Below are 23,325 nucleotides of genomic sequence, written 5' to 3'. Positions count from 1 at the left end.
TTCTCCCTAAGCTAAACGCATGCCGGCCGCGTCGAAATAGAGCGGCCGCGACGGTTGGATGCGGATGGTCTCGCCGCCCTTCAGCGGCGTGTGGGCGTCGGTGACGGTGATGAGGTCGTGCCGCTTGAAGGAAAGGTGCAGGCGCGTCTGGTCGCCGAGATGCTCGACGCGCTTGACCAGCGCCTCCTCCCCCTCCCCTTGCGCGATGTGCTCGGGGCGAAGGCCGATGCTTTTCGCCCCCGCCGGCGCGCCGGCGAAGAGGTCGGCCGGCAGCACGTTGATGCGCGGCTGGCCGAGGCGGGTCGCGGCATAGACGCTGACGGGCTCCTCGTAGACTTCGCGCGGCGAGCCGAACTGCACCAGTTTGCCCTCATTGAGCACGCCGACATGGGTCGCCATGGTCATCGCCTCGATCTGGTCGTGGGTGACGTAGAGCAGTGTCGCGCCGGATTTCGCCTGGATGCGCTTCAATTCGATGCGCAGGTCCGCCCGGAGCTTCGCGTCGAGCGAGCTCAGCGGCTCGTCCATCAGGAAGATCTCGGGATTGCGCACCAGCGCGCGGCCGATGGAGACGCGTTGCATCTCGCCGCCCGAAAGCGCCGTCGCCTTGTTCTCCAGCTTGTGGGCGATCTGCAGCACCTCCGCGACCTCCTGGACCTTCCGGTCGATCGCCGCCTTCGGCGTCTTCAGGAGCGGGGATTTCAGGGGGAACTCCAGATTCTGGCGGACGGTGAGGTGCGGATAGAGCGAATATTGCTGGAAGACCATGGCGACATTGCGCTCGGCCGGCGACAGGCCCTTCATCGGCCGGCCGCCGATGAAGACCTCGCCGCCGTCGGGCGCATCGAGGCCGGAGACCATGCGCAGCACCGTCGTCTTGCCCGCGCCTGTCGGGCCGAGCAGCACGACGAAGGAGCCGTCCGGCACCGTCAGCGAGACGTTGTCGAGCGCGACGGTGCCGCCGAAGCGTTTCGTGACGTTTTCAAGCACGACCTCAGCCATGTCCGAGCACTCCTTCATTGCCTTCCGAGAGGAGGGCCTTGCCGCTTTCCGCATCGAAGAGCGAGAGGGTCCGCGCGTCGAAATCGAGGCCGACAAGCTCCTCCTCTCGCACCAGCTGCGCCGAGGAGATGCGGGCTTTCACCTCGCCGTGTTCCGTCGAAAGGGTGACGATCTGCGTCGTGCCGAGATATTCGACGGCGCTGACACGGCCGCGATAGGCGGCATCGTCGCGGAACTTCACATGTTCCGGCCGGACGCCGAGCGTCAGGCGGCCGTCGCGGCCTTCGCGCGCGGCGGGCACGTTGACCGTGACGCCGCCGAGATCGACGCTGCTGCCGCCGATGCCGATCATGCCTTCGAACTCCAGGAAATTCATCGACGGCGAGCCGATGAACTGGGCGACGAATTTCGTCGCCGGCCAGTCGTAGATCTGCTGCGGGCGGCCGAACTGTTCCACGACGCCATGGTTCATGACGACGATCTTGTCGCCCATCTGCATGGCTTCGAGCTGGTCGTGCGTGACATAGACGGTGGTCGCGCCCATGCGGTCGTGCAGCGCGCGCAGTTCTTCCGCCATGTGCTCGCGGAATTCCGCGTCGAGCGCGCCGAGCGGCTCGTCCATGAAGAAGGCCTTCGGCCGGCGCACGATGGCCCTGCCGAGCGCCACGCGCTGGCGGTCGCCGCCCGAAAGCCCGCCGACCGGCTTGTCGAGGATATGCTCGATCCTGAGGATGCGGGCGACCTCCGCGACGCGCGTCTTCACCTCCTCGCGCTTCATGCCCTGGCTGACCAGCGGATAGGAGATGTTCTTGCGCACGTTCATGTGCGGGTAGAGCGCGAACATCTGGAAGACGAAGGCGATGTCGCGCTGGCTGGCCGGCTTCATGCCGACCTCCTCGCCGTCGATGAAGATCTCGCCCGAGGTCGGCAGTTCGAGGCCGGCCATCATGCGCAGCGTCGTCGTCTTGCCGCAGCCGGAGGGGCCGAGCAGCATGAAGAACTCGCCGTCCTCGATGGTGAAGGAGGAGGAGCGCACCGCGGTGAAGGCGCCGAACTCCTTGCGGACGTTCTGGATTTTTATCTGCGCCATCGGCCTATTCCGGGAAATGGCTGACGATGATGAACATCACCGTGCCGAGGAGAGTGACGACGAAGGACCAGGAATAGAGCGTGAGCGCGAAGGGCTGCATGAGCATGACGACGCCCGCCGCGATCAGCACCGAGGCCAGCATTTCCCAGGCGCTGCGCCGGAAATGCAGGAGGCCGTTGAAAAATCGTGTCATTTGCGGACTGCTCCGAAGGTGATGCCGCGCAGGAGATGCTTGCGCAGGAGGATGGTGAACACCATGACCGGCACGAGGAAGAGCGTCGCGCCGGCGGCGACGGCGGGCCAGTCCTGGCCGCTGACGCCGATGATGGTGGGAATGAAGGGCGGGGCCGTCTGGGCGTTGCCGGATGTCAACAGCACGGCGAAGGCATATTCGTTCCAGGCGAAGATCAGGCAGAAGATCGCGGTGGAGGCGATGCCGGTCGCCGCCTGCGGCAGCACGACCTTGTAGAACGCCTGGAAGCGGGTATAGCCGTCGATCAGCGCCGCCTCCTCGTATTCGACCGGGATCTCGTCGATGAAGCCCTTCAAGAACCAGACCGAGAGCGACAGGTTGACCGCCGTATAGAGCAGGATCATGCCGGCATGGGTGTCGCTGAGGCCGAGCGAGCGGAACATCAGGAAGATCGGGATGGCGACGGCGATCGGCGGCATCATGCGCGTCGAGAGGATGAAGAAGAGAAGATCGTCCTTCAGCGGCACCTTGAAGCGCGAGAAGGCATAGGCAGCCGCCGTGCCGAGCACGATGCAGAGCACCGTCGAGCCGAAGCCGATTATGACGGAATTGGTAAAACGTTCGGCAAAACGCGAGGGGCCGGAAATGACGAGCCCGTCCTTGCGCACCAGCTTGTCGTACCAGGTGGTGGGCTCGCCCAGCGCCTGCAACTGCTCGGTCGAAAGCCGGGTGCGCGTGGTGAAGACGTTGACATAGCCTTCCACCGTCGGCGTGAAGAAGGTCTTCGGCGGATAGGCGATGGCGTCGGACGGGGTCTTGAAGCTGGTGGCGATGATCCAGACCAGCGGCAGGATGGTGATCAGCGCGTAGCCGACGACCAGGATGCCCGCGACCCATTTCTGCCTTGGCGAGGGCTCGGTGACGGAATAGCTGCTCATCGTTGTTTCACCTTGTTGAGCGCCTTGACGTAGATCGAGGCTAGGCCGAAGACCGTGACGAAGAGGATGACGGCATAGGCAGAGGCATAGCCGGTGCGCCACTTCTCGAAGGCCTCGCGCTTGAGGTTGATCGAGGTGAGCTCGGTGATCGAGCCCGGGCCGCCGCCCGTCAGCTGCACGACGAGGTCGAACATCTTGAAGTTCTCGATGCCGCGAAAGAGCACGGCGAGCATCAGGAAGGGCAGGACGAGCGGGATGGTGATCGTCCAGAACTGCCGCCACTTGCTGGCGCGGTCGCATTCGGCGGCCTCATAGATGCTCCCCGGAATGGAACGCAGGCCCGCAAGGCAGATCAGCATGACGAAGGGCGTCCACATCCAGGTGTCGACGATGATGATCGCCCAGGGCGCGAGCTTGACGTCGCCGATCATCGAGAAGCTGGAGGGGTCCGCGCCGGTGAGGAAGCCGACCGCATAGTTGAACAGGCCGATCTGCGGCTGGTAGAGGAAGGTCCAGAAATTGCCGACCACCGCCGGGCTGAGCATCATCGGCAGCACGATGATCGTCGTCCACAGATCGTTGCCGCGGAACTTCTTGTTGATGAGATAGGCGAGCGAGAAGCCGATGAGGACCTGCAGCACGATGGTCCAGATCAGGAAATGCGCCGTCGCCTGCATGGTCAGCCAGATGTCGCGGTCGGACAGGATGCTGGCATAGTTCTTCAGGCCGACGAAATCGACCTCGGCATTGGGCCGGTTGACGCGGAAATTGGTGAAGCTCAGCCGGATCGTCCAGATGAGCGGGAAGATGTTGACCGCCAGCAAGAGCACGATCGACGGGGCGACGAAGAGCCAGGCGAGCGCGCGGTCGGACAGGCCGTGCATGCGTCTGGCAATGGCGTGCGGCGTCGCCTCGGCGATCCGGTCCACGGAGGATTTCAGCATGGGTGTTCCCCTGACTATCTGACTGGGCGGCGACAGAGCCGGGGCAGATCCCCGGCTCCGGCCGCGCCCGTGGCCCGCTGGGAGGCGGCGGGACAGGGCAGAGTATGAAGACGATCGGCCGCGACGCAAGAAGGTGCCTCGTTTCCCTTCTCCTCTACGGGGGCAGCGCCATCGCAGAAAGAAGGAAACCGCTGCCCCATCCCCTTCTCCCCCGCGGGGAGAAGGTGCCGGCAGGCGGATGAGGGGGATGCCGGAGGCGCAAAGGCTCTATCCGAGCCACCCCCTCATCCGGCCCTTCGGGCCACCTTCTCCCCGCGGGGGAGAAGGGGACAACGGCAGTGTCGAACCCCGATGCGATGGCCCTGCCCCATGGGAAGAAGGGAGCCGCATCGGCTTGCGTTCAACCCGGCCGCCCGGCGGCGTCAGTACTTGCCTTCGTCGTCGAAGACCTGCGTCCAGTCCTTGGCAAGGCCGTCGAGCGCGTCCTGCGCGGAGCCCTGGCCGGCGACGACATAGTCGTGGAAGCGTTTCTGCGCCGCCTGCAAGAGTGAGGCATAGGCGGGCTCGGCCCAGAAATCCTTCACGATCGCCATGGAATCGAGGAAGGTCTGCGCATAGGGCTGGCTGGTGGCGAAGCTTGGATCCTCGACCACCTTGCGCAGCGCCGAATAGCCGCCCATCTGCCACCATTTTTCCTGGATTTCCGGCTGGGCGAACCATTTGATATAGGCGAGCGCATCCTCCTGCTTTTCCGAGGCCGCGACCACGGAAATGCCCTGCCCGCCGAGCTGGGCGAAGGCGACGCCGTCCGGGCCTGCCGGGTTCGGGAAATAGCCGGACTTCTCGCCACCGACATTGGCGTCGGCATGGATGCCCGGCCAGGTGAAGGCGAAGTTCATGTGCAGCGCGACCTGGCCCGACTTGTAGGCGTCGATGTCCTCGGACATGTAGGCGTCGGAATGGCCGGGCGGCGTGCAGCAATCGTAGAGCTGCTTGTAGAATTCCAGGCCCGCCACCGCCTTGGCGGAGTTCACGTAGCCTTCCAGCTCATAGGGCTTGTCCGGGTTCTCGTACTGGAAGCCGAAGCTGTAGAGCACGTCCATCACGCCCATGGTGATGCCTTCGGAGCCGCGCTCCGTATAGATCGCCGCGCCGTAGACGGTCTTGCCGTCGATCTCGCGCTTCTGGAAGAATTCGGCGATGTCCTTCAATTCGGCAAAGGTCTTCGGCACGGCGAGGTCGCGGCCGTATTTCTCCTTGAACGCCGCCTGCAGCTCGGGCCGTTCGAACCAGTCCTTGCGGTAGCTCCAGCCGACGACGTCGCCGAAGGCCGGCAGCGCCCAGTAGTTCGGCGAGTTCTTCGGCCATTCCGCGTAACCGACGACGGTCGCGGGAATGAAGTCGTCCATCTTGATTCCTTCCTTGTCGAAGAAATCGTTGAGCTTGACGTACTGGCCGTTCTCCGCCGCGCCGCCGATCCACTGGCTGTCGCCGATCATCAGGTCGCAGAGCTTGCCGCCGGAATTCAGCTCGTTGAGCATGCGGTCGGCGAAGTTCGGCCATGGCACGAACTCGAATTTCATCGTGACGCCGTTCTTGGCCTCGAAATCCTTGCTGAGCTCGACGAGCGCGTTCGCCGGGTCCCATGCGGCCCAGCACAGCGTCAGATCCTTTGCGCTCGCTTCACCCGTGGCTGCGGCGCCGGCAGCCAAGAGGGCCGCGAAAGCGGCCAGTGATGTGGCATGGCGAAATGTCATGGCGGGGACCTCCTCCCTCGCCTTCCGACCCCATCGGAAGGCTGAAAACGCCCGGTGCGGGCATATGGCGCGGACTGGCTTTCCGGCGGGCCCGCAATCGGGCCCTCCTCCTCCGCGCCGCCTCTTGTGGCACGCGCCGTTCCTCCTGCCGGCCACGCAACGAGTCATATTGAGGTGCGCACCTCAATGCAAGCAATTTTTGAGGTGCGCACTTCAATTCTTGCTTTTCGCCTGCTTTTGTTGGAGGAATCGGATCAGGATCACGCCGTCGTGAAAGAGAGCGGAGAATGCGGCCCACCGCGAAAGACCTGGCAGAAGCCGCGGGCGTCAGCCTCGCGACGGTCGATCGCGTGCTCAACGAGCGGCCGAATGTCAGCCCGAAGGCCGCAAGGAAGGTGGCCGAGGCCATCGAGCGCATAGGCTTCGTGCGCAATCCCGCCGCCGTGGCGCTGGCACGCAACAAGACCTACCGCTTCCGCTTCGTGCTGCCGACCTCCGGCGACCAGTATCTTGCCGAACTCCTCGCCCGCGTGCGCGAGGCCAAGGAGGCCTTGCGCGCCGATTCTACCGAGGTCGAGGCCGTGCAGATCCCGATGAGCGACCCGCACCACGTCGCCAAGTACCTCACCGCCATCGACCACGACGCGGTGGACGGCGTCGCCGTGATGGCGCCGGAATCGCCGCAGGTGCGCGACGCGCTGCTGCGCCTCGTCGAGCGGGGCGTCAAGGTGGTGCAGTTCCTCTCCGGCCAGGAGCGGCTGGAGAGCGCCGACTATGTCGGCATCGACAACTTCGCCGCCGGCGCGACGGCCGGCAAGATCGCCGGCCGCTTCATCGGCGCGCGGCCGGGCAAGATCATGGTCGTCGCCGAGACCATGATGGCGCTCGACAGCATCCAGCGCCGCCTCGGCTTCGACAGCATCATCAACGCGCAGTTTCCGCATCTCGAGAGCCTGCCCTCGCTGGAGACCTATGCGGACGAGAAGCGCGCCGACCTCATCATCCGGCGCACGCTGCAGCACAATCCCGACACCGTCGCCGTCTATGTCCTGAGTTCCGAGGCGCGCGTCCCCCTCTCCGCAGTCTGGAACGCGCAAGGGGACCGCCCCCTCACCGTCATCGCCCACGAGCACACGCCCTTCAGCGCGCAGGCGCTGATGGACGAGCGCATCGACGCCGTGATCGCGCAGGACCCCGGCCATGCCGTGCGCAGCGCCCTGCGCATCATGCGCGCCCGCGCCGACCATCGCGAGCTTCTCGCCTCGCAGGAGCGCATCCGCATCGAGGTGCTGCTGAAGGAAAACCTGCCGCTGCGGAAGACCGCCGGCCTCTGACCCCTCCAAAGCCGTCCGGAAACCGCGCCATGGCAGGCGGCGGGCTGCGTCCGCGCGTTTCCGTTTCGGCAACGGACAGCCCCGGAAAGACTCCTCTCCGGTTGCCGGATCGGCAATTTTCTGCATCCGGAAGCCGAAAACCGGGATATTTTCGGAAAGAATGGCCCGATATGGCTGAAATATTCTTGACACAATTCCGTTTCGGAAATCTACTTGATGCATTCAGGCCGAAATGGAACCGCGCATGAGCCAACGCTACCTCGTCGACGATCTGGACCGCGAGATCATCCGCTACCTCAGCGAGGACGGGCGCCTTTCGGCCGCCGAGATCGCCGGCCGGATCGGCAGCGTCTCCGAGCGCACCATCCGCAACCGCATCGCCGGCCTGCTGCAGGCCAAGATGATCGTCATCGGCGCCATTCCCGATCCCGTGGCGCTGGGGCGCGACGTGCAGGTCGAGCTTCTGATCGAAATCGAGCCGGGCCGGCAGGAGGAGGTCGCCATTCAGCTCGCCGAATATGACGAGATCGGCTACCTCGCCGCCACCAGCGGCACGGCCAATCTCAGCGCCTCGCTCTTCGTCGCCGATCATGCGGCGCTTCTCGAATTCATCGACCAGGAGCTGGGCAAGCTGCCCGGCGTGAAGCGCGTGACGAGCTCGGTCGTCCTGCGCCTCTACAAGGTATTCGGCACGAGGACGACCGCGATCAGCCGCGGCACGGACCTCGGCGGCAAGAAGAAAGGATAACCCATGCTGCGCATCGGGGTGGATGTGGGCGGAACCAATACGGATGCGGCGCTGCTCTCCGGCACGACGGTTCTGGCCACGGTGAAATCCGCGACCACGGCGGACGTGACCTCCGGCGTCGCCGCGGCGATCCGCACGGTGCTGGCCGAGGCCGGCATCGCCGCCGGCGCGGTCAACGGCGTGATGATCGGCACCACGCATTTCCTCAATGCGGTGGTCGAGGGACGGCACCTCAAGAAGGTCGGCGTGCTCCGGCTCTGCGGCGCGGCGACGCGCTCGCTGCCGCCGATGATCGACTGGCCGGACACCCTGCGTCCCATCGTCGAGGGCGGCGCGGCGCTGGTCGGCGGCGGCCTCAACTATGACGGCTCGGACATCGCGCCGCTCGATGGCCTCGCCATCCGCGCGGCCTGCCGCGACTGGCGCGCCCGGGGCATCTCCGCCATCGCGATCTGTTCCGTCTTCGCGCTGGTCGATCCGCGCATGGAGATCGAGGCGGCCGCCATCGTCGCCGGGGAAATGCCGGATGCCGCGATCAGCCTGTCGCACCGCATCGGCCGCACCGGCCTCCTGCCGCGCGAGAACGCGGCGATCCTCAATGCCAGCCTCCACACGCTGGGCCGCGAGACGGTCGGCGCCTTCCGCTCGGCCTTCGCCGCGCTCGGCCTTGCCTGCCCGCTCTATCTCACCCAGAACGACGGCACGCTGATGGCGGCGGACTTCGCCGAACGCTACCCGGTCTTCACCATCGCCTCCGGCCCGACCAACTCCATGCGCGGCGCCGCCTTCCTCACCGGGCTTTCCGACGCCGCGGTCATCGATATCGGCGGCACGACTACGGATATCGGCATGCTCGTCGCCGGCTTCCCGCGCACCCGCAGCGAGGGCGCGATGATCGGCGGCGTTCCGACCAATTTCCGCGTGCCCGACGTCTATTCCTTCGGCCTCGGCGGCGGCAGCATCGTGCGAGACGGCGCAGCGCCGACCGTCGGCCCCGACTCCGTCGGCTTCCGCCTGCCGCAAAGGGCGCTGTGCTTTGGCGGCGACACGCTGACGGCGACCGATATTGCGGTTGCCGCCGGCCTCGTCGACCTCGGCGACCGCAGCCGCCTTTCCCACATCACGCCGGATTTCGCGCAGAAGATGCTGGCGCAGATGAAGGCCAGCATCGAGACCGTGCTCGACCGCATGAAGCCGAGCGCCGAGCCGATTCCGGCCATCCTCGTCGGCGGCGGCTCCGTGCTGGTCGAAGGATTGCTGGAGGGCACCTCCGTTTCGCTGAAGCCGGATCATTTCGGCTCGGCCAACGCCATCGGCGCGGCCATCGCGCAGGTTTCCGGCGAGGTCGACAGCGTGGTCTCGCTGGAAGGCACGACACGCGAGATCGCGCTCGAATCCGTCGTCGCGGAAGCGCGGGCGCGCGCCGTCGAGGCGGGCGCGGCCGCCGAAACGACGACGCTCGCCGAGATCGAGGAAACGCCGCTCGCCTACCTGCCCGGCAATGCCGTGCGCGTCGCGGCGAAAGTCATTGGAGAATTGCGGGCATGAAATACTGGACGCTCACCGAGGCGGATATCGACCGCATCGCCATCGGCTGCGGCATCCTCGGCACCGGCGGCGGCGGCAGCACCTATCACGGCGCGCTGCGCGCCAAGGCGCTGCTGCGGGAGGGTAAACGCATCCGCATGGTGCGCCCGGCCGACATGGACCCGGATGCGCAGATCATCGGCATCGGCGGCATCGGCGCGCCCACCGTCGGCATCGAGAAGATCGCCGAGGGCGGCGAGGGCGTGCGGCTCCTGCATGCGCTGGAGCGCCATATGGGCCGCAAGGTCGATGCACTGCTCGGCGACGAGGTGGGCGGCGGCAACGGCATCGCGCCGATGCTGACGGCGGCCATGGTGGACCTGCCGGTCGTCGACGCCGACGGCATGGGCCGCGCCTTCCCGGAGGTGCAGATGACGACCTTCTTCATCCACGGCCAGCCGGTGCAGCCGGCGGCGCTCGCCGATGCGGACGGCAACGTGCTGGTCGTCACCGACGCCACCACGCCGAAAATGCTGGAAAAGCTGCTGCGCGCCAGCACCATCGCCATGGGCTGCACGGCTCTGATGACGACCGCGCCGATGTCCGGCGACTTCGTGCGCCGCTTCGGCGTGCCGCACACGACGAGCCAGGCCTGGAGCCTCGGCGACGCCGTGCTCACCGCCCGCGCCGCCAAGGCGGACCCGGTCGAGGCGATCCTGCAGCAATCCGGCGGCGTGCGGCTGATGCGCGGCAAGGTGACCGATATCGGCCGCCGCGTCATGGCGGGCTTCACCCGCGGCAAGCTGACCGTGGCGGGGCTCGATGGCGATGCCGGCCGCACGCTGACCGTCGAGATCCAGAACGAATATCTCATCGCCCGCGAGGGCGAGACGATCATCACCATGGTGCCGGACCTCATCTGCATCGTGGATTCGGAGACCGGCCGCGCCATCGGCACGGAGGAGCTGCGCTACGGCCTGCGCATCGACGTGCTGTCCATGCCCGCGCCGGTGCTGCTGCGCAGCGAGATCGCGCTCGCCTCCGTCGGCCCCCGGGCCTTCGGCTATGATTTCGACTTCGTGCCGATGGGCGTCTCCGCCGATGCGCCCGCGGTCCCGCATTACGAAGAAGACGCCTGATCGTCCGATCAAACCATCCATTGGGAGCCCGACATGAACCGCCGCAATTTCCTGAAGACCACCGTCCTTGCCGCCCTCGCCAGCGCCGCCACCGCGCGCTGGAACTTCGCCATGGCGCAGGGCGCCAGCCAGATCTTCACGCTCGCCTATCCGACGAGCTTCCCGGACCTCGACCCGGCGACCTCGTTCTCCAACGACGGCGCGGTGCTGGCCAATGTCTATGAGGGCCTGACGCGCTACATTCCCGGCGACGAGAAGACGGAGGCGAAGATCGAGCCGCGGCTCGCCACCGCTTGGGAGGTGAGCGCCGACGGCAAGACCTGGACCTTCACCCTGCGCGACGGCGTGACATTCCACGACGGCACGCCGCTGACCTCCGAGGCCGTCAAGGGCTCCATCGAGCGCACCAAGAAGATCGGCGGCGGCGCGGCCTTCATCTGGGGTCCGGTCACCGCGATCGAGACGCCCGAGCCGCTGAAGGTCGTCTTCCAGCTCTCCGAGCCGCAGCCGCTCGACCTCATCGCCTCGGCCGGTTTTGCCGCCTGGATCTACGCGCCCTCCTCCTTCGACAAGGACAATGCCTGGTTCAACGCCGGCAACGATGCCGGCACCGGCCCGTTCAGGATCTCGCGCTACGAGCCCGGCCAGCGCGCAGTGCTCGACCGCGTCGAAGGCTACTGGGACACCGTGCCGGACGGCGCCTTCCAGACGATCTCCTTCGAGATCATCGAGGACACGACGCTCGCCCAGAACATGATCGAGAGCGGCCAGGCCGACTGGACCTATTCCATTCCCTTCGAGAACCTCGAGGCGATGAAGGCCAATCCGGACCTCAACGTCGTCTCCAACCCCTCCTTCGAAACGCTGTTCGGCCTCTACAACGTCAAGCGTGCGCCGCTCGACAAGGTGAAGGTGCGCCAGGCGCTGTCGCTCGCCTTCCCCTATGACGACGTGATCGCCGCCGGCACGATGGGCCTCGGCACCCGCGCCAAGGGCGTCGTGCCCGCCGGCATCTGGGGCCACGACGCCGATGCGCCGATCCCCAGCACCGACCTGGAAGCCGCCAGGGCGCTGCTGGCGGAGGAAGGCATCGAGCCGGGGCTGGAACTGGTCATGACCTATTCCACCACCCAGGCGCTTTCGGCCGTTGCCGGCGAGCTCTGGAAGGCGAACCTCGAAACCCTCGGCATCACGCTGACGCTGCAGCCGATGGCCTGGGAAGCGCAATGGCAGCTCGGCAAGTCGGACCCGAAGGCCGCGCAGGACATTTTCGTCATGTTCTGGTGGCCGACCTTCGTCACGCCCTACGACTACCTCTTCAACCTGTTCCACACGGAAGAAAAGCCGAACTTCAACCTCGGCTACTATTCCAACCCCGAGGTGGACGCCAAGATCGACGAGGCGGCCAAGCTCTCCGGCACCGACCGCCCCCGCGCCGAAGCCCTCTTCATCGAGGCGCAGCGCACGGTGATCGAGGAAGCGGCGGCCGTCTTCATGGTCGACCGGCCGAACGTCCACATTATCCGCTCGGACATCAAGGGCTATACCGACAATCCGGCCTATGGCCATGTCACCTTCGTCAACGAACTGAGCCGGTAACGGAACGGGAAACCCCCAGATGACGCGCGCGCACCCCTCCTTGGCCTGCCGGCCATCTCCCCCTGAAAGGAGGAGATCGGGTGGGGTGGCGCTCCGCCCTTCTTCGACGGTGCCGTTGAAGCCGGGTTCCCGCCTCGCGACCTCTCCTTTGGCGGCGAGAGGTCGTGCCCATGGGGCGGACCCGTCCTGCCTGCTCCCTTCTCCCCCTCGGGGAGGAGGTCGCGGCAGCGACATGGGGAGAATGCCGCAGGCGAACCCGTCCGATCATGGCGCCCGCGCCCCGCATCCGGCCCGGCGCGACGCGTCCGCCCGGAAAATGCCGGCAGGCGGCGGGGGTGCTCGCCGCAGCCCTTTCACCCTCCCCTCCGCCATGCGATCGGCCCGCTGATGGAACTCCTCCGCTACATCCTGCGCCGCACGGTCCTCTCCGCCTTCGTCGTCGTCGGCGTGACCTTCCTGGTCTTCATCGTGGCGCAGGTGGTTCCCTCCGATCCCGCCGCGCTCTATGCCGGCCCGCGCCCGACGGCCGAGCAGATCGAGAAGGCGCGCCAGGAACTCAACCTCGACGCGCCCCTGCCCGCCCGCTTCGCCACCTTCGCGGCCGCGATGGCCTCCGGCGACTTCGGCGTCTCCTACAAGTCGCGCCGGCTGATCGCCGAAGACCTCAAGGCCTACCTGCCGGCGACGCTGGAGCTTGCGGTCTTCTCCACCGGCCTTGCGCTTCTCATCGGCATTCCGCTCGGCGTGCTCGCGGCCGCAAGGCAGGGCAGGTGGCCGGACAGGCTCGGCAGCTTCGGCTCCATCGCCGCCGTCGCCATGCCGACCTTCTTCCTCGCCATGATCCTGCAGCTGGTCTTCGCGCAATGGCTCGGCATCCTGCCGCTGTCCGGCCGGCTGTCGCGCGAGATCGCGATCGGCGCGCCGCTGCCCGTCGTCACCAATTTCACGCTTGTCGACGCGCTCCTTGCCGGCCGGCTCGATGCCTTCGGCAATGCGGTGACCCATCTCATCCTGCCGGCGCTGACGCTCGCCTCCTACCCCGCCGGCGTCGCCATGCGCCTGACGCGCTCGGCGATGATCGAGATCCTCGAGCGCCGCCACGTCGTCGCCGCCCGCGCGCTCGGCCTGTCCGAGCCGCGCATCCTGTTCGGCCATGCGCTGCCGAACGCCATGGGTCCGGCCCTGACGGTGATCGGCCTCTCCTTCGCCTATGCGCTGACCGGCGCGGTGCTGGTCGAGATCATCTTCGCCTGGCCGGGGCTCGGCCGCTACGTTTCCGAGGCGATCCTCGCCAAGGACTTTCCGGTCATCGCGGCCGTCACCATGGTGGTGACGATCTGTTATGTCGTGATGAACCTCCTCATCGACATCGCCCAGGCGCTGGTCGACCCGCGGGTGGCGCTCTCATGAAAAAGCTCGTTCACCGCCTCGGCTGGCCCGGCACGATCGCCCTTGCCGTCGTCCTCCTCTTCGTCTTCGTCGGCCTCTTCGCGCCGTGGATCGCGCCCTATCCCGCGCAGGGCGCCGGCGCGCCGAACGTGCTGGCGAAGCTCGCGCCGCCCTCGGCGGACTATTGGCTCGGCACAGACCATCTCGGCCGCGACATCCTGAGCCGCATCATCTACGGCACCCGCGTCTCGCTGACCAACGGCGTGCTGATCGTCGCCTTCTCGCTGCTCATCGGCCTGCCGGTCGGCCTTGCGGCGGGCTATTTCGGCGGCTGGATCGACGAGGCGCTGATGCGCGGCACCGACGTCTTCCTCGCCTTTCCCGCGCTGCTGCTCGCCGTGCTGATGGCCGCCGCCCTCGGCCCGGGTTTCCTCAACAGCATCATCGCCGTCGCCGTGACCTGGTGGCCCTGGTATGCCCGGCTTGCCCGCGCGGAAGTGCTGGTGCTGCGCGGCCAGCCCTATGTGGAGGCGGCGCGGCTTGCCGGCGTGTCGCATCCGCGCATCATCGCCCGCCACATCCTGCCCGCCACCGGCCGGCCGCTGACCGTGCAGGCCGCGCTCGACGTCGGCCCGGCGCTGCTGACCGCCGCCGCCCTCTCCTTCCTCGGCCTCGGCGTTCTGCCGCCGACGGCCGACTGGGGCCAGATGGTCGATGCCGGCCGGAAATTCTTCCCGGCGCGCTGGTGGTATTCGGCCATGCCCGGCCTGACGATCTTCATTGTCGCGCTCGCGTTCAGCGTGCTCGGCGATGCGCTGCGCGAGCGCAAGGGAGGGACCGTCCGTGCCCCTGCTTGACATAAGCGACCTCTCCGTCCGCATCCCGACGCCGGAGGGCGAGGTGCATGCCGTGCGCGCCGTCAGCCTTAGGATCGAGCGCGGCGAGATCCACGGCGTCATCGGCGAATCCGGCTGCGGCAAGACGATGACCGGCATGGCCACGCTCGGCCTTGCGCCGAAGGGCACCCGCATCGAGGCCGCGCGCTTCCATTTCGACGGCGCGGACCTGCGCGAACAGGCGAAGGCCCTGCGCGGCAAGCGCATCGGCATGATCGCGCAGGACCCCGCGGCCGCGCTCAACCCGGTGCTTTCCATCGCCCGCCAGATGGACGACGTCATCCGCGCCCACCGCACCCTGCCGCGCGAAGCCCGCCGCAGGGAGGCGGCCGACCTTCTCGCCGCCACCGGCCTGCCCGATCCTGAAAGGGTGCTGAAGAGCTATCCGCACCAGCTTTCCGGCGGCATGCAGCAGCGCGTGGTGATCGCCCAGGCGCTGGCGACCGGCGCCGACTTCCTCATCGCCGACGAGCCGACCACGGCGCTCGACGTCTCCGTCGGCGCGCAGGTCCTCGCGCTGCTGCGCAAGCTCGTCGCCGAGCGCGGCCTCACCGTGCTGATGATCACCCACGACATGGACGTCATCGCGGAGGCCTGCGACCGGGCGACGGTGCTCTATGCCGGCCGCTCCGTCGAGACCGGCCCGGTGGAGGCCGTGCTGCAGAAGCCCGGCCATCCCTATACGCGCGCGCTGCTCGCCGCCCTGCCGGATGCCGCCCCGCACGGCGCCCGCCTTGCCGCCATCGAGGGCTCCATCCCGCCGCCGCGGACGAGGATCGCCGGCTGCGCCTTCGCCCCGCGCTGTCCGAAGGCCATGCCCGTCTGCGCCGCCGAGCCGCCGCCCGAACGCGCCCGTGACCGCCACACCTGGCTCTGCCACCTGCCGGAGGATGCGGCATGAGCCCGGCCCCGATGCTCGACGTCAAGGATCTCGTCATCCGCTATCGCGCCGGCCTCTTCGCGCCGCGCCCGAAACCGGCCGTCAACGGCGCCAGCTTCCGCCTTGAAAAGGGCGAGACCCTCGGCATCGTCGGGGAAAGCGGCTCGGGCAAGACGAGCCTGCTGCGCGCCATCCTGCGCCTCCTGCCGGTGGAAAGCGGCACGGTGCGGCTCGACGGGCAGGACTGGCTGGCACTGCAGGGCGACGCCCTGCGCGGCGCGCGCCAGAAGATCGGCGTCGTCTCGCAAAATCCCTTCCTGTCGCTGAGCCCGCGCCTCACCATCGCCGAGATCGTCGCCGAGCCCCTGCTGGCCGCCGGCGCACGGCAAGGCCCGGCGCTGCGCGAGAAGATCGCCGCGCTCGTCGCCGATTGCGGCCTCACCGCCGATTTCCTCGACCGACGCGCGCGGGAGATTTCCGGCGGCCAGGCGCAGCGCGTGGCGATCGCCCGGGCGCTGGCGCTGGAACCGGGCCTGCTCATCCTCGACGAGCCCACCTCGGCGCTCGACGTCTCCGTGCAGGCGCAGATCCTCAACCTGCTCGCGGACCTCAAGGAAAGCCGCGGCCTCTCGATGCTCTTCGTGACCCACAACCTCAAGGTCGTCGCGCACATTTCCGACACGCTCCTCGTCATGCGCCGCGGCGACGTCATCGAGTTCGGCCGGACGGAAGCGGTGATCGCCGCCCCTGCCGAGGCCTATACGCGCGACCTCCTGTCCTTCGGCCGCAAGGCGGCTGCCGGATAGCGCGATCCTTGTACGGCGCAGGGGCCGGCGCCGCCGGCTCCCCCTCATTCCGCCGCCGCGGCAAGACACCTGTCGACGATGCTGCGGATCTCCCCGCGGCAGGAACCGCAATTTGTGCCCGCCCTCGTCGCCTCCCCGACCCCTTCGACGCCGTGGCACCCGCCGCGCACGGCCGCAACGATCTGGTTGACGCCGACGCCGAAGCAGGCGCAGACCGTGGCGCCGGGATCCGGCCTGTCCGCCCCCGGCCGGCCGGCGACGAGGGCGAAGCGCCGGCGCAGGTTCGCATGCCCGGCCGAAAGTTGCGCGATCGCCCAGTTGCGTGCCACCGCCACCGGTTCGCGCGCAAGGAAGAAGGCCGCGAGCAGGCGCGGACCGTCGAAGAAGGCGAGGCGGATCTCGCCGGTCTCCCGGTCGGCGTAACCGAGCGGTTCGACCGCGTCCGGGATGGCGAAGGCACGCCGGCACCAGACGGCCCAGTCCTCCCCGGGACTATCGAAGGCAAGCTCCAGCCGCCAGCCGCCCTCGGCCTTCGCCAGCGCCCAATAGGCGGCCTCGAGCCCTTCCGGCCTTGCCCGCGAGACGGCAAAGGCATAGGAGGCGGCCTTGAACGGGCGGGCGGCGACGGCGACGTTCTTCGAGGCCGGCTGGCCGGAGATCCTGTCCGTCAGCGGCGGCACGAGGGTGTCGACGCGGGCTTTCGCCGCGAACTGGTCATTCCAGTGCATCGGCGCGAAGAGGCTGCCGCGCGCCTGCCGGTCCGTGACGAGGGCGCGCACCACCACGCTGCCGCGCGGGCTTTCGATCTCGACCAGGCCGGCGGGCACGACGCCGATCTCCAGCGCATCGCGCGGGTGGAGCTCGGCAAAGGGTTCCGCGATATGGGTGGAAAGGCGGGCGCTTTTGCCGGATCGCGTCATGGTGTGCCACTGGTCGCGGATGCGGCCCGTGTTCAGCGTGAAGGGATAGGCGGCATCGGTGCGGTCGGCCGCGGCGGGCGCGACGGCGACGAAACGCGCCCGGCCGTCCGGATGATAGAAGCCGCCGTTCGCGAAGAACCGGGTTTCCCCCTCCCCGCGGCCTGCCGGCTGCGGCCACTGGAAGGGCGAAAGCGCGTCATAGGCCGCCGGCCCGATGCCGGCATGGGCGCCGATATCGAAATCCCGGCTGCCGCCGTTCTCGAAGGCGGAGAGCGCCGCATGCTCGGCGAAGATCCCCGACGCCCCGTCATAGGCGAACGCACGCGCAAAGCCCATGCGCCGGCCGACCTCGGCCAGCTGCCACCAGTCCGCCCGTGCCTCGCCCGGCGCGTCGAGGAACGCCCGCTGGCGGGAGACGCGCCGTTCGGAATTGGTGACGGTGCCGTCCTTCTCGCCCCAGCCGCGCGAGGGCAGGAGCACATCGGCGTGGCGGGCGGTGTCCGTCTCGCGCAGGATGTCGGAGACGACGACGAAGGGACAGGCCCTGATCGCCGCCTCGACGGCATCGGCGTCCGGCATCGAGACGACCGGGTTGGTCGCCATGATCCACAGCGCCTTGATGCGTCCCTCCGCCACCGCACGGAACAGGTCGACCGCCTTCAGCCCCGGTTTCTCGGCGATGCGCGGCGCCTGCCAGAAGCGCTGCACGCGTTCGCGGTCCTCCGCGCTTTCGATCTCCATATGGGCGGCCAGCATGTTGGCGAGGCCGCCGACCTCGCGCCCGCCCATGGCGTTGGGCTGGCCGGTCAGCGAGAACGGTCCCATGCCCGGCCGGCCGATGCGGCCGGTGGCGAGGTGGCAATTGAGGATGGCGTTGACCTTGTCGGTGCCGGACGAGGACTGGTTGACGCCCTGGCTGTAGCAGGTCACCACCTTTTCGCTCGCCGTGAACAGCCGGTAGAATTCGCGAAGCTGCATGGCCGGCAGGCCGGTCCGCTCCAGCGCCTCCGGAAAGGAAACCGCCGCCGCGAAGGCCTCGGAAAAGCCCATCGTGTGCGCCGCGATGAAATTCTGGTCCACCGCGCCGTTCTTGACGAGATGGGAGAACAGGCCGGCGAACAGCGCCACGTCCGTATCCGGCCGGATGGCGAGGTGCAGGTCGGCGATATCCGCCGTCATGGTGCGGCGCGGATCGATGACCACCACCTTCAGGCCCGGCCGCCGCGCCTTGGCCGCGGCCAGCCGCTGGTAGAGCACCGGGTGGCACCAGGCAAGGTTCGAGCCGGCGAGGACCACGAGGTCGGCAAGCTCCAGGTCCTCGTAGGTCCCCGGCACCGTATCGGCCCCGAAGGCCCGGCGGTGGCCGGCGACGGAGGAGGACATGCACAGCCGCGAATTGGTGTCGATATTCGCCGAGCCGACGAAACCCTTCATCAGCTTGTTGGCGACGTAGTAGTCCTCCGTCAAAAGCTGGCCGGAGACGTAGAAGGCGACGGAATCCGGCCCGTGTTCTTCGATGGCGGCGGAGAATTTCTCCGCGACGAGGTCGAGCGCCTCGTCCCATGTCGATTGCCGGCCGGCGATCTCGGGATGGAGGATGCGGCCGTCGAGATCGATCGTCTCGGCGAGCGCCGAGCCCTTCGAGCAGAGCCGGCCGTAGTTCGAGGGATGGTCCGGATCGCCCCTGACGGAAACCGCGCCGTCCTCGCCGACCGTGGCGATCACCCCGCAGCCGACGCCGCAATAGGGGCAGGTGGTTTTCGTTTCAACGGGCATGGGCGGCGCCTCGCGGGGACGCTGCACGCCCCTCATCCCCCTGCCGGGACCTTCTCCCCGCAAGCGGGGAGAAGGAGGGTATGGCGACGTCGGTGCTCCATCGGCCTTCTCCCCGTCGAAACGGGGAGAAGGTGGCGGCAGCCGGATGAGGGGCAAGGCTGGCTCCTGTCATGGCCTACTCCGCCGCCGCCATCAGGCGTTCCAGCGCGATGAACAGCGCCCCGTCCTCGTTGCGCAGCGGGATGGTCCTGACCGCCCCTTCGTCCGCGCCGAGCGCGTTGCCGGTCTCCAGCGAGATCACCCAGTTGTGCAGCGGGCAGGTGACGGCCTTGGCATGCACGATGCCCTGCGAGAGCGGCCCGCCCTTATGCGGGCAATGGTCCTCGATGGCGAAGACCTCGTTTTCCGCCGTGCGGAAGACGGCGATCTTCCCCTCCGGCGTCTTCACGCAGCGCGCGCCGCGCAGGGGAATGTCGGCGATGTTGCCGATGGGAAACCAGGTCATGTCCGTGCTCCTCATTCCGCGGCCTCGCCGTAGCCGATGGTCGCCATCGGCCTGAATTCGTGTTTGTCCTTGCCGGAGACCCGCTCCGACCAGGGATCGACCTGCGCGAATTTCTGGGAGAAGACGAACCGGTCGTAGAAGGCCTTGCGCTTGTCGGCGTCGCCCATGATCTGGCGGCGGATCTCGTCGAGGCCGATGCGCTTGGCCCATTTGTAGATGCGCTCCAGATAGCGCGCCTGCTCGCGGTACATCTGCGTCAGTGCCACGATATGCTCCAGCGCCTCGTCCTCGGTCTTGACGAGGCCGAGCACCTCCGTGCCCTTGATGTCGAGGCCCGCGGCGCCCGCGAAATGGATCTCGAAGCCCGAATCGACGCAGACGATACCGATGTCCTTGCAGGTCGCCTCCGCGCAGTTGCGCGGACAGCCGGAGACGGCCATCTTCAACTTGGCCGGCGTCCAGGAGCCCCACATGAACTTCTCGATGCGGATGCCGAGCCCGGTGGAATCCTGCGTGCCGAAGCGGCACCAGTCGGAACCGACGCAGGTCTTCACCGTGCGCAGGCCTTTGGCATAGGCCTGCCCCGAGATGAAGCCGGCCTTGCCGAGATCGGCCCAGACGGCGGGCAGGTCCTCCTTTTCGATGCCCAGCAGGTCGATGCGCTGGCCGCCCGTCACCTTCACCAAGGGTATCTCGAACTTGTCGACCACATCGGCGATGGCGCGCAGTTCGTGCGCATTGGTGACGCCGCCCCACATGCGCGGCACGACGGAATAGGTGCCGTCCTTCTGGATGTTGGCATGCACGCGCTCGTTGATGAAACGCGACTGGTAGTCGTCGGCATATTCGTCGGGCCAGTCGCAGACGAGGTAATAATTGAGGGCCGGCCGGCACTTGGCGCAGCCGCAGGAGGTCTTCCACTCCAGCTCCTGCATGACGGCGGGAATGGTCTTCAGCCCCTTCGCCTTGATCAGGCGGCGCACGTCGTCATGGCCGAGATCGGTGCAGCCGCACAGGGGCTGAACGGCGGCGGGGTTGTAGCTGTCGCCCAGCGTCAGCGTCATCAGCTGCTCGACGAGGCCGGTGCAGGAGCCGCAGGAGGCGGACGCCTTGGTGTGGGCGCGCACGTCGTCGAGCGAGGCCAGGCCCCTTTCCGTGATCGTCGAAACGATCTTCCCCTTGCAGACGCCGTTGCAGCCGCAGATTTCCGCATCATCCGGCAAGGCTGCAACGGCCGCCATAGGGTCCAGCGGGGCGCCCCCCTGATAGGCCTGGCCGAAGATCAGCGTCTCGCGCATCTCGGAAATGTCGGTCTGCTTCTTCTTCAGGTCGTTGAACCAGGCGCCATCGGCGGTCTCGCCGTAAAGCACGGTGCCGATGATGCGGTTGTCCTTCAGCACCAGCCGCTTGTAGACGCCGGCCGAGGCATCGCGCAGCACGATTTCCTCGCGGTCGTTGCCATCGGCGAAATCGCCGAGCGAAAAGAGCTCGATGCCGGTGACCTTCAGTTTCGTCGGCGTATCGGAATGCACGAAGGCGGCCGAGCGGTCGCCGGCCAGATGCGCGGCGGCGACGCGCGCCATCTCGTAGAGCGGGGCGACGAGGCCGTAGACCATGCCGCCCACTTCCGCGCATTCACCGAGCGCCAGGATGCTGCCGTCCGAGGTCTGCATGCCGTGATCGACGACGATGCCGCGGTTGACGGCAAGGCCCGCCTCCCTGGCGAGGCTCACGCTCGGCCGGATGCCGACGGCCATGACGACGAGCGTGGCGGGAATGACGCGGCCGTCGTCCAGCGCGATGCCCTCGACCTTGCCGTTGCCGACGATGGCCCTGGTGTTCGCCTTGCAGATGATCCTGATGCCGCGCCCTTCCAGCTCCCTTTGCAGGAGATAGCCGGCGGCGGGGTCGAGCTGGCGGTCCATCAGCGTCGGCATGACGTGCAGCACCGTGACGTCCATGCCGCGGCCGGCAAGGCCGGCGGCGGCTTCGAGGCCCAGCAGGCCGCCGCCGATGACGACGGCCTTTTCGCGCGACTGGGCGGCGAGCAGCATGGCCTGCACGTCGTCGAGGTCGCGATAGGTGATGACGCCGCGCATGTCGTTGCCCGGCACGGGCAGGATGAAGGGCACGGAGCCGGTGGCGATGACCAGCTTGTCGTAGCGTTCCGTGACGCCGTGATCGGAGGTGACGGTCTTCGCATCGCGGTCGATGGCGACGATGCGGTGGCCCTTGTAGAGCGTGATGCCGTGCTTGATGTACCAGCCGTCGCCGTGGATGATGATCTCCTCATACGCCTTCTCGCCGGAGAGGACGGGCGAGAGCATGATGCGGTCGTAGTTCACCCGCGGCTCGGCGTTGAAGATGGTGACCTCGTACCGGCCGGGGGCCTTTTCGAGGAGGTGCTCCAGCATGCGCCCGGGGGCCATGCCATTGCCGACGATGACGAGTTTCTCGGTCATGGGATTTTTCTCAACGTTACGCGGCGACGGCGGAGACGGAGGGGCGCTCCATCTGGCGAATGGAAAGATGCATCCAGAGGAGCGAGACGGCGACGACGGCGAAGAGCAGCAGGAAACAGGTCGACCACAGGCCGGTCGCGTCCTTCAGCAGGCCGAAGGCGATGGGCAGCACGAAGCCGCCGAGCCCGCCGACCATGCCGACGACCCCGCCGACCGGGCCGACGGCATCGGGGTAATAGGCCGGAATGTGCTTGTAGACCGCCGCCTTGCCGAGGCTCATGACGAAGCCGAGCACGAAGACGGTGACGATGAAGACGGCGGGCGTGACGCCCGACGGCAGCGACAGGACGAGCGTCGCGACCGCGGAAATGCCGAACATCCAGTACATCACGGCGCGCGCACCCTTGCGATCCGAAAGCATGCCCCCGAGCGCGCGAAAGATGCTGCCGGGGATGGAATAGGCCGCGGCGACCATGCCGGCGGTGGCGATATCGAAGCCGTAGACGCCGACGAGGTAGCGCGGCAGCCAGAGCGCCAGCGCCACGAAGCCGCCGAAGGCGAAGAAATAATAGAGCGAGAAGCGCCAGACCTGCGCCTTCTTCAGCGGCGCGAATTCCTGCATGAGGCTGCGCTTCGGCGCCTTGCCGTCGCGGCGATTGCGGAAGGCCGGGTCGTCGCTGGTGGTGAACCAGAAGAGGCAGGCGGTGAGGATCAGCGCCGCCGCCCAGATTTCCGCCACCATCTGCCAGCCGGCGGCGACGAGCACGAAGGGTGCGAGGAATTTCGTCAGCGCCGCGCCGACATTGCCGGCGCCGAAGATGCCGAGCACCGTGCCCTGCTTTTCCGGCGGGAAGAAGGGCGAGACATAGGCGACGCCGACCGCGAAGGACCCGCCGGCAAGGCCGACGCCGAGCCCGGCGAGCAGCATCTGCGGGAAGGTCGCGGCATGCGAGAGCATGAGCGTCGAAAGCGCCGCCGCCAGCATGGTCAGCGTATAGACGAGGCGGCCGCCGTAACGCGGCGTCCAGACGCCGAGCAGGATGCGCACCAGCGAGCCGGTGAGGATGGGCGTGCCGACGAGGAGGCCGAACTGGGCTTCGGTGAGCCCGAGGTCTTCCTTGATGCGGATGCCGATGATGGCGAAAATCGTCCAGACGGCGAAACAGATGGTGAAGGCGAAGGTGGACATCCAGAGCGCGACGGCAGGTTCGCGCGGGGACAGGGGCTGCTTGATCTTTGACATGGCGTCTCCGTGGCCCGACAAGGTCGTGCCGCTCCATCTTTGGGGGTGAAAAACAAAAAGCCGCTGGCCAGGTTCTTTTCGCGCGACACGAGGGAGGCCATGTGCGCGAAAAACCCGATCAGCGGCTTTGCTGGTGGCGCCCGTCGTTGGACGCCGATATCGTGGCCCGAAGGCCTA

General features: G+C 67.5%; 19 protein-coding genes. 9 read left to right on the top strand and 10 right to left on the bottom strand.

The genetic code is table 11. From position 1 onward, the window contains the following. Nucleotides 1-6 precede the first annotated feature (6 nt). From AABQ55_RS30850 to AABQ55_RS30825, 6 genes are all read right to left on the bottom strand, one after another. Entirely contained in the window at nt 7-1,002 is a 996-nt protein-coding gene (locus AABQ55_RS30850) for an ABC transporter ATP-binding protein (protein WP_244768950.1), read from the bottom strand. Continuing rightward, nucleotides 995-2,092 carry an ABC transporter ATP-binding protein gene (locus tag AABQ55_RS30845; RefSeq protein ID WP_272808973.1) on the bottom strand — a complete coding sequence of 366 codons (1,098 nt, stop codon included), beginning with the start codon at nt 2,090-2,092 and terminating at the stop codon, nt 995-997. The genes AABQ55_RS30850 and AABQ55_RS30845 overlap by 8 nt, the downstream gene beginning before the upstream one ends. A 4-nt stretch (nt 2,093-2,096) precedes the next feature. Continuing rightward, nucleotides 2,097-2,285 (bottom strand): hypothetical protein, encoded by a 189-nt coding sequence (locus AABQ55_RS30840; protein ID WP_244768948.1) that lies wholly within the window; start codon nt 2,283-2,285, stop codon nt 2,097-2,099. Beyond that, entirely contained in the window at nt 2,282-3,223 is a 942-nt protein-coding gene (locus AABQ55_RS30835) for a carbohydrate ABC transporter permease (RefSeq protein ID WP_272808972.1), read from the bottom strand. Before AABQ55_RS30835 ends, AABQ55_RS30840 begins: the two co-directional genes overlap by 4 nt. Beyond that, nucleotides 3,220-4,167: a carbohydrate ABC transporter permease gene (locus AABQ55_RS30830; protein ID WP_244768946.1), complete on the bottom strand. Its 948-nt coding sequence runs from the start codon at nt 4,165-4,167 to the stop codon at nt 3,220-3,222. The genes AABQ55_RS30835 and AABQ55_RS30830 overlap by 4 nt, the downstream gene beginning before the upstream one ends. Nucleotides 4,168-4,589: 422 nt before the next feature. Beyond that, on the bottom strand, nt 4,590-5,924 hold the full coding sequence (locus AABQ55_RS30825; RefSeq protein WP_244768945.1) for an ABC transporter substrate-binding protein: 1,335 nt from the start codon (nt 5,922-5,924) through the stop codon (nt 4,590-4,592). A 287-nt stretch (nt 5,925-6,211) separates the two neighbouring features. Between AABQ55_RS30825 and AABQ55_RS30820 the strand changes: the two genes are divergently transcribed. From AABQ55_RS30820 to AABQ55_RS30780, 9 genes are all read left to right on the top strand, one after another. After that, the gene (locus AABQ55_RS30820; protein WP_272808971.1) at nt 6,212-7,258 is read left to right on the top strand and encodes a LacI family DNA-binding transcriptional regulator; all 1,047 of its coding nucleotides are present in this window, start codon (nt 6,212-6,214) and stop codon (nt 7,256-7,258) included. Nucleotides 7,259-7,502: 244 nt separating this feature from the next. Beyond that, nucleotides 7,503-8,006 carry an Lrp/AsnC family transcriptional regulator gene (locus AABQ55_RS30815; protein ID WP_272808970.1) on the top strand — a complete coding sequence of 168 codons (504 nt, stop codon included), beginning with the start codon at nt 7,503-7,505 and terminating at the stop codon, nt 8,004-8,006. 3 nt (nt 8,007-8,009) lie between these two features. After that, nucleotides 8,010-9,554, top strand: a complete 1,545-nt coding sequence (locus AABQ55_RS30810) for a hydantoinase/oxoprolinase family protein (protein ID WP_272808969.1) — start codon at nt 8,010-8,012, stop codon at nt 9,552-9,554. After that, a complete protein-coding gene (locus AABQ55_RS30805) occupies nt 9,551-10,672 on the top strand; it encodes a DUF917 domain-containing protein (protein ID WP_272808968.1) in 1,122 nt (373 codons plus the stop codon). The genes AABQ55_RS30810 and AABQ55_RS30805 overlap by 4 nt, the downstream gene beginning before the upstream one ends. Nucleotides 10,673-10,705: 33 nt before the next feature. After that, on the top strand, nt 10,706-12,271 hold the full coding sequence (locus tag AABQ55_RS30800; protein ID WP_272808967.1) for an ABC transporter substrate-binding protein: 1,566 nt from the start codon (nt 10,706-10,708) through the stop codon (nt 12,269-12,271). 387 nt (nt 12,272-12,658) lie between these two features. Continuing rightward, nucleotides 12,659-13,681, top strand: a complete 1,023-nt coding sequence (locus AABQ55_RS30795; RefSeq protein WP_272808966.1) for an ABC transporter permease — start codon at nt 12,659-12,661, stop codon at nt 13,679-13,681. Beyond that, nucleotides 13,678-14,517, top strand: coding sequence for an ABC transporter permease (locus AABQ55_RS30790; RefSeq protein WP_244768938.1), 840 nt, complete (start codon nt 13,678-13,680; stop codon nt 14,515-14,517). The genes AABQ55_RS30795 and AABQ55_RS30790 overlap by 4 nt, the downstream gene beginning before the upstream one ends. Further along, complete coding sequence (locus AABQ55_RS30785) at nt 14,504-15,457, top strand: ABC transporter ATP-binding protein (RefSeq protein ID WP_272808965.1); 954 nt, start codon at nt 14,504-14,506, stop codon at nt 15,455-15,457. The genes AABQ55_RS30790 and AABQ55_RS30785 overlap by 14 nt, the downstream gene beginning before the upstream one ends. Then, nucleotides 15,454-16,242 (top strand): ABC transporter ATP-binding protein, encoded by a 789-nt coding sequence (locus AABQ55_RS30780; RefSeq protein ID WP_272808964.1) that lies wholly within the window; start codon nt 15,454-15,456, stop codon nt 16,240-16,242. Before AABQ55_RS30785 ends, AABQ55_RS30780 begins: the two co-directional genes overlap by 4 nt. 44 nt (nt 16,243-16,286) lie before the next feature. Here the strand turns inward: AABQ55_RS30780 and AABQ55_RS30775 are convergent, their stop codons facing one another. The 4 genes from AABQ55_RS30775 to AABQ55_RS30760 form a co-directional block, all read right to left on the bottom strand. After that, nucleotides 16,287-18,938, bottom strand: a complete 2,652-nt coding sequence (locus tag AABQ55_RS30775) for a nitrate reductase (protein WP_272808963.1) — start codon at nt 18,936-18,938, stop codon at nt 16,287-16,289. Between the two features lie 175 nt (nt 18,939-19,113). Continuing rightward, nucleotides 19,114-19,443, bottom strand: a complete 330-nt coding sequence (gene nirD, locus AABQ55_RS30770) for a nitrite reductase small subunit NirD (protein ID WP_272808962.1) — start codon at nt 19,441-19,443, stop codon at nt 19,114-19,116. A gap of 11 nt (nt 19,444-19,454) precedes the next feature. Next, a complete protein-coding gene (gene nirB / locus AABQ55_RS30765; protein ID WP_272808961.1) occupies nt 19,455-21,905 on the bottom strand; it encodes a nitrite reductase large subunit NirB in 2,451 nt (816 codons plus the stop codon). Between the two features lie 16 nt (nt 21,906-21,921). Beyond that, a complete protein-coding gene (locus AABQ55_RS30760) occupies nt 21,922-23,148 on the bottom strand; it encodes an MFS transporter (protein WP_272808960.1) in 1,227 nt (408 codons plus the stop codon). Nucleotides 23,149-23,325: the final 177 nt, after the last annotated feature.

It is taken from the genome of Shinella sp. WSD5-1 (assembly GCF_963942435.1).
GTDB lineage: Bacteria > Pseudomonadota > Alphaproteobacteria > Rhizobiales > Rhizobiaceae > Shinella > Shinella yambaruensis.
This window is presented reverse-complemented; position numbering and strand designations above follow the sequence as displayed.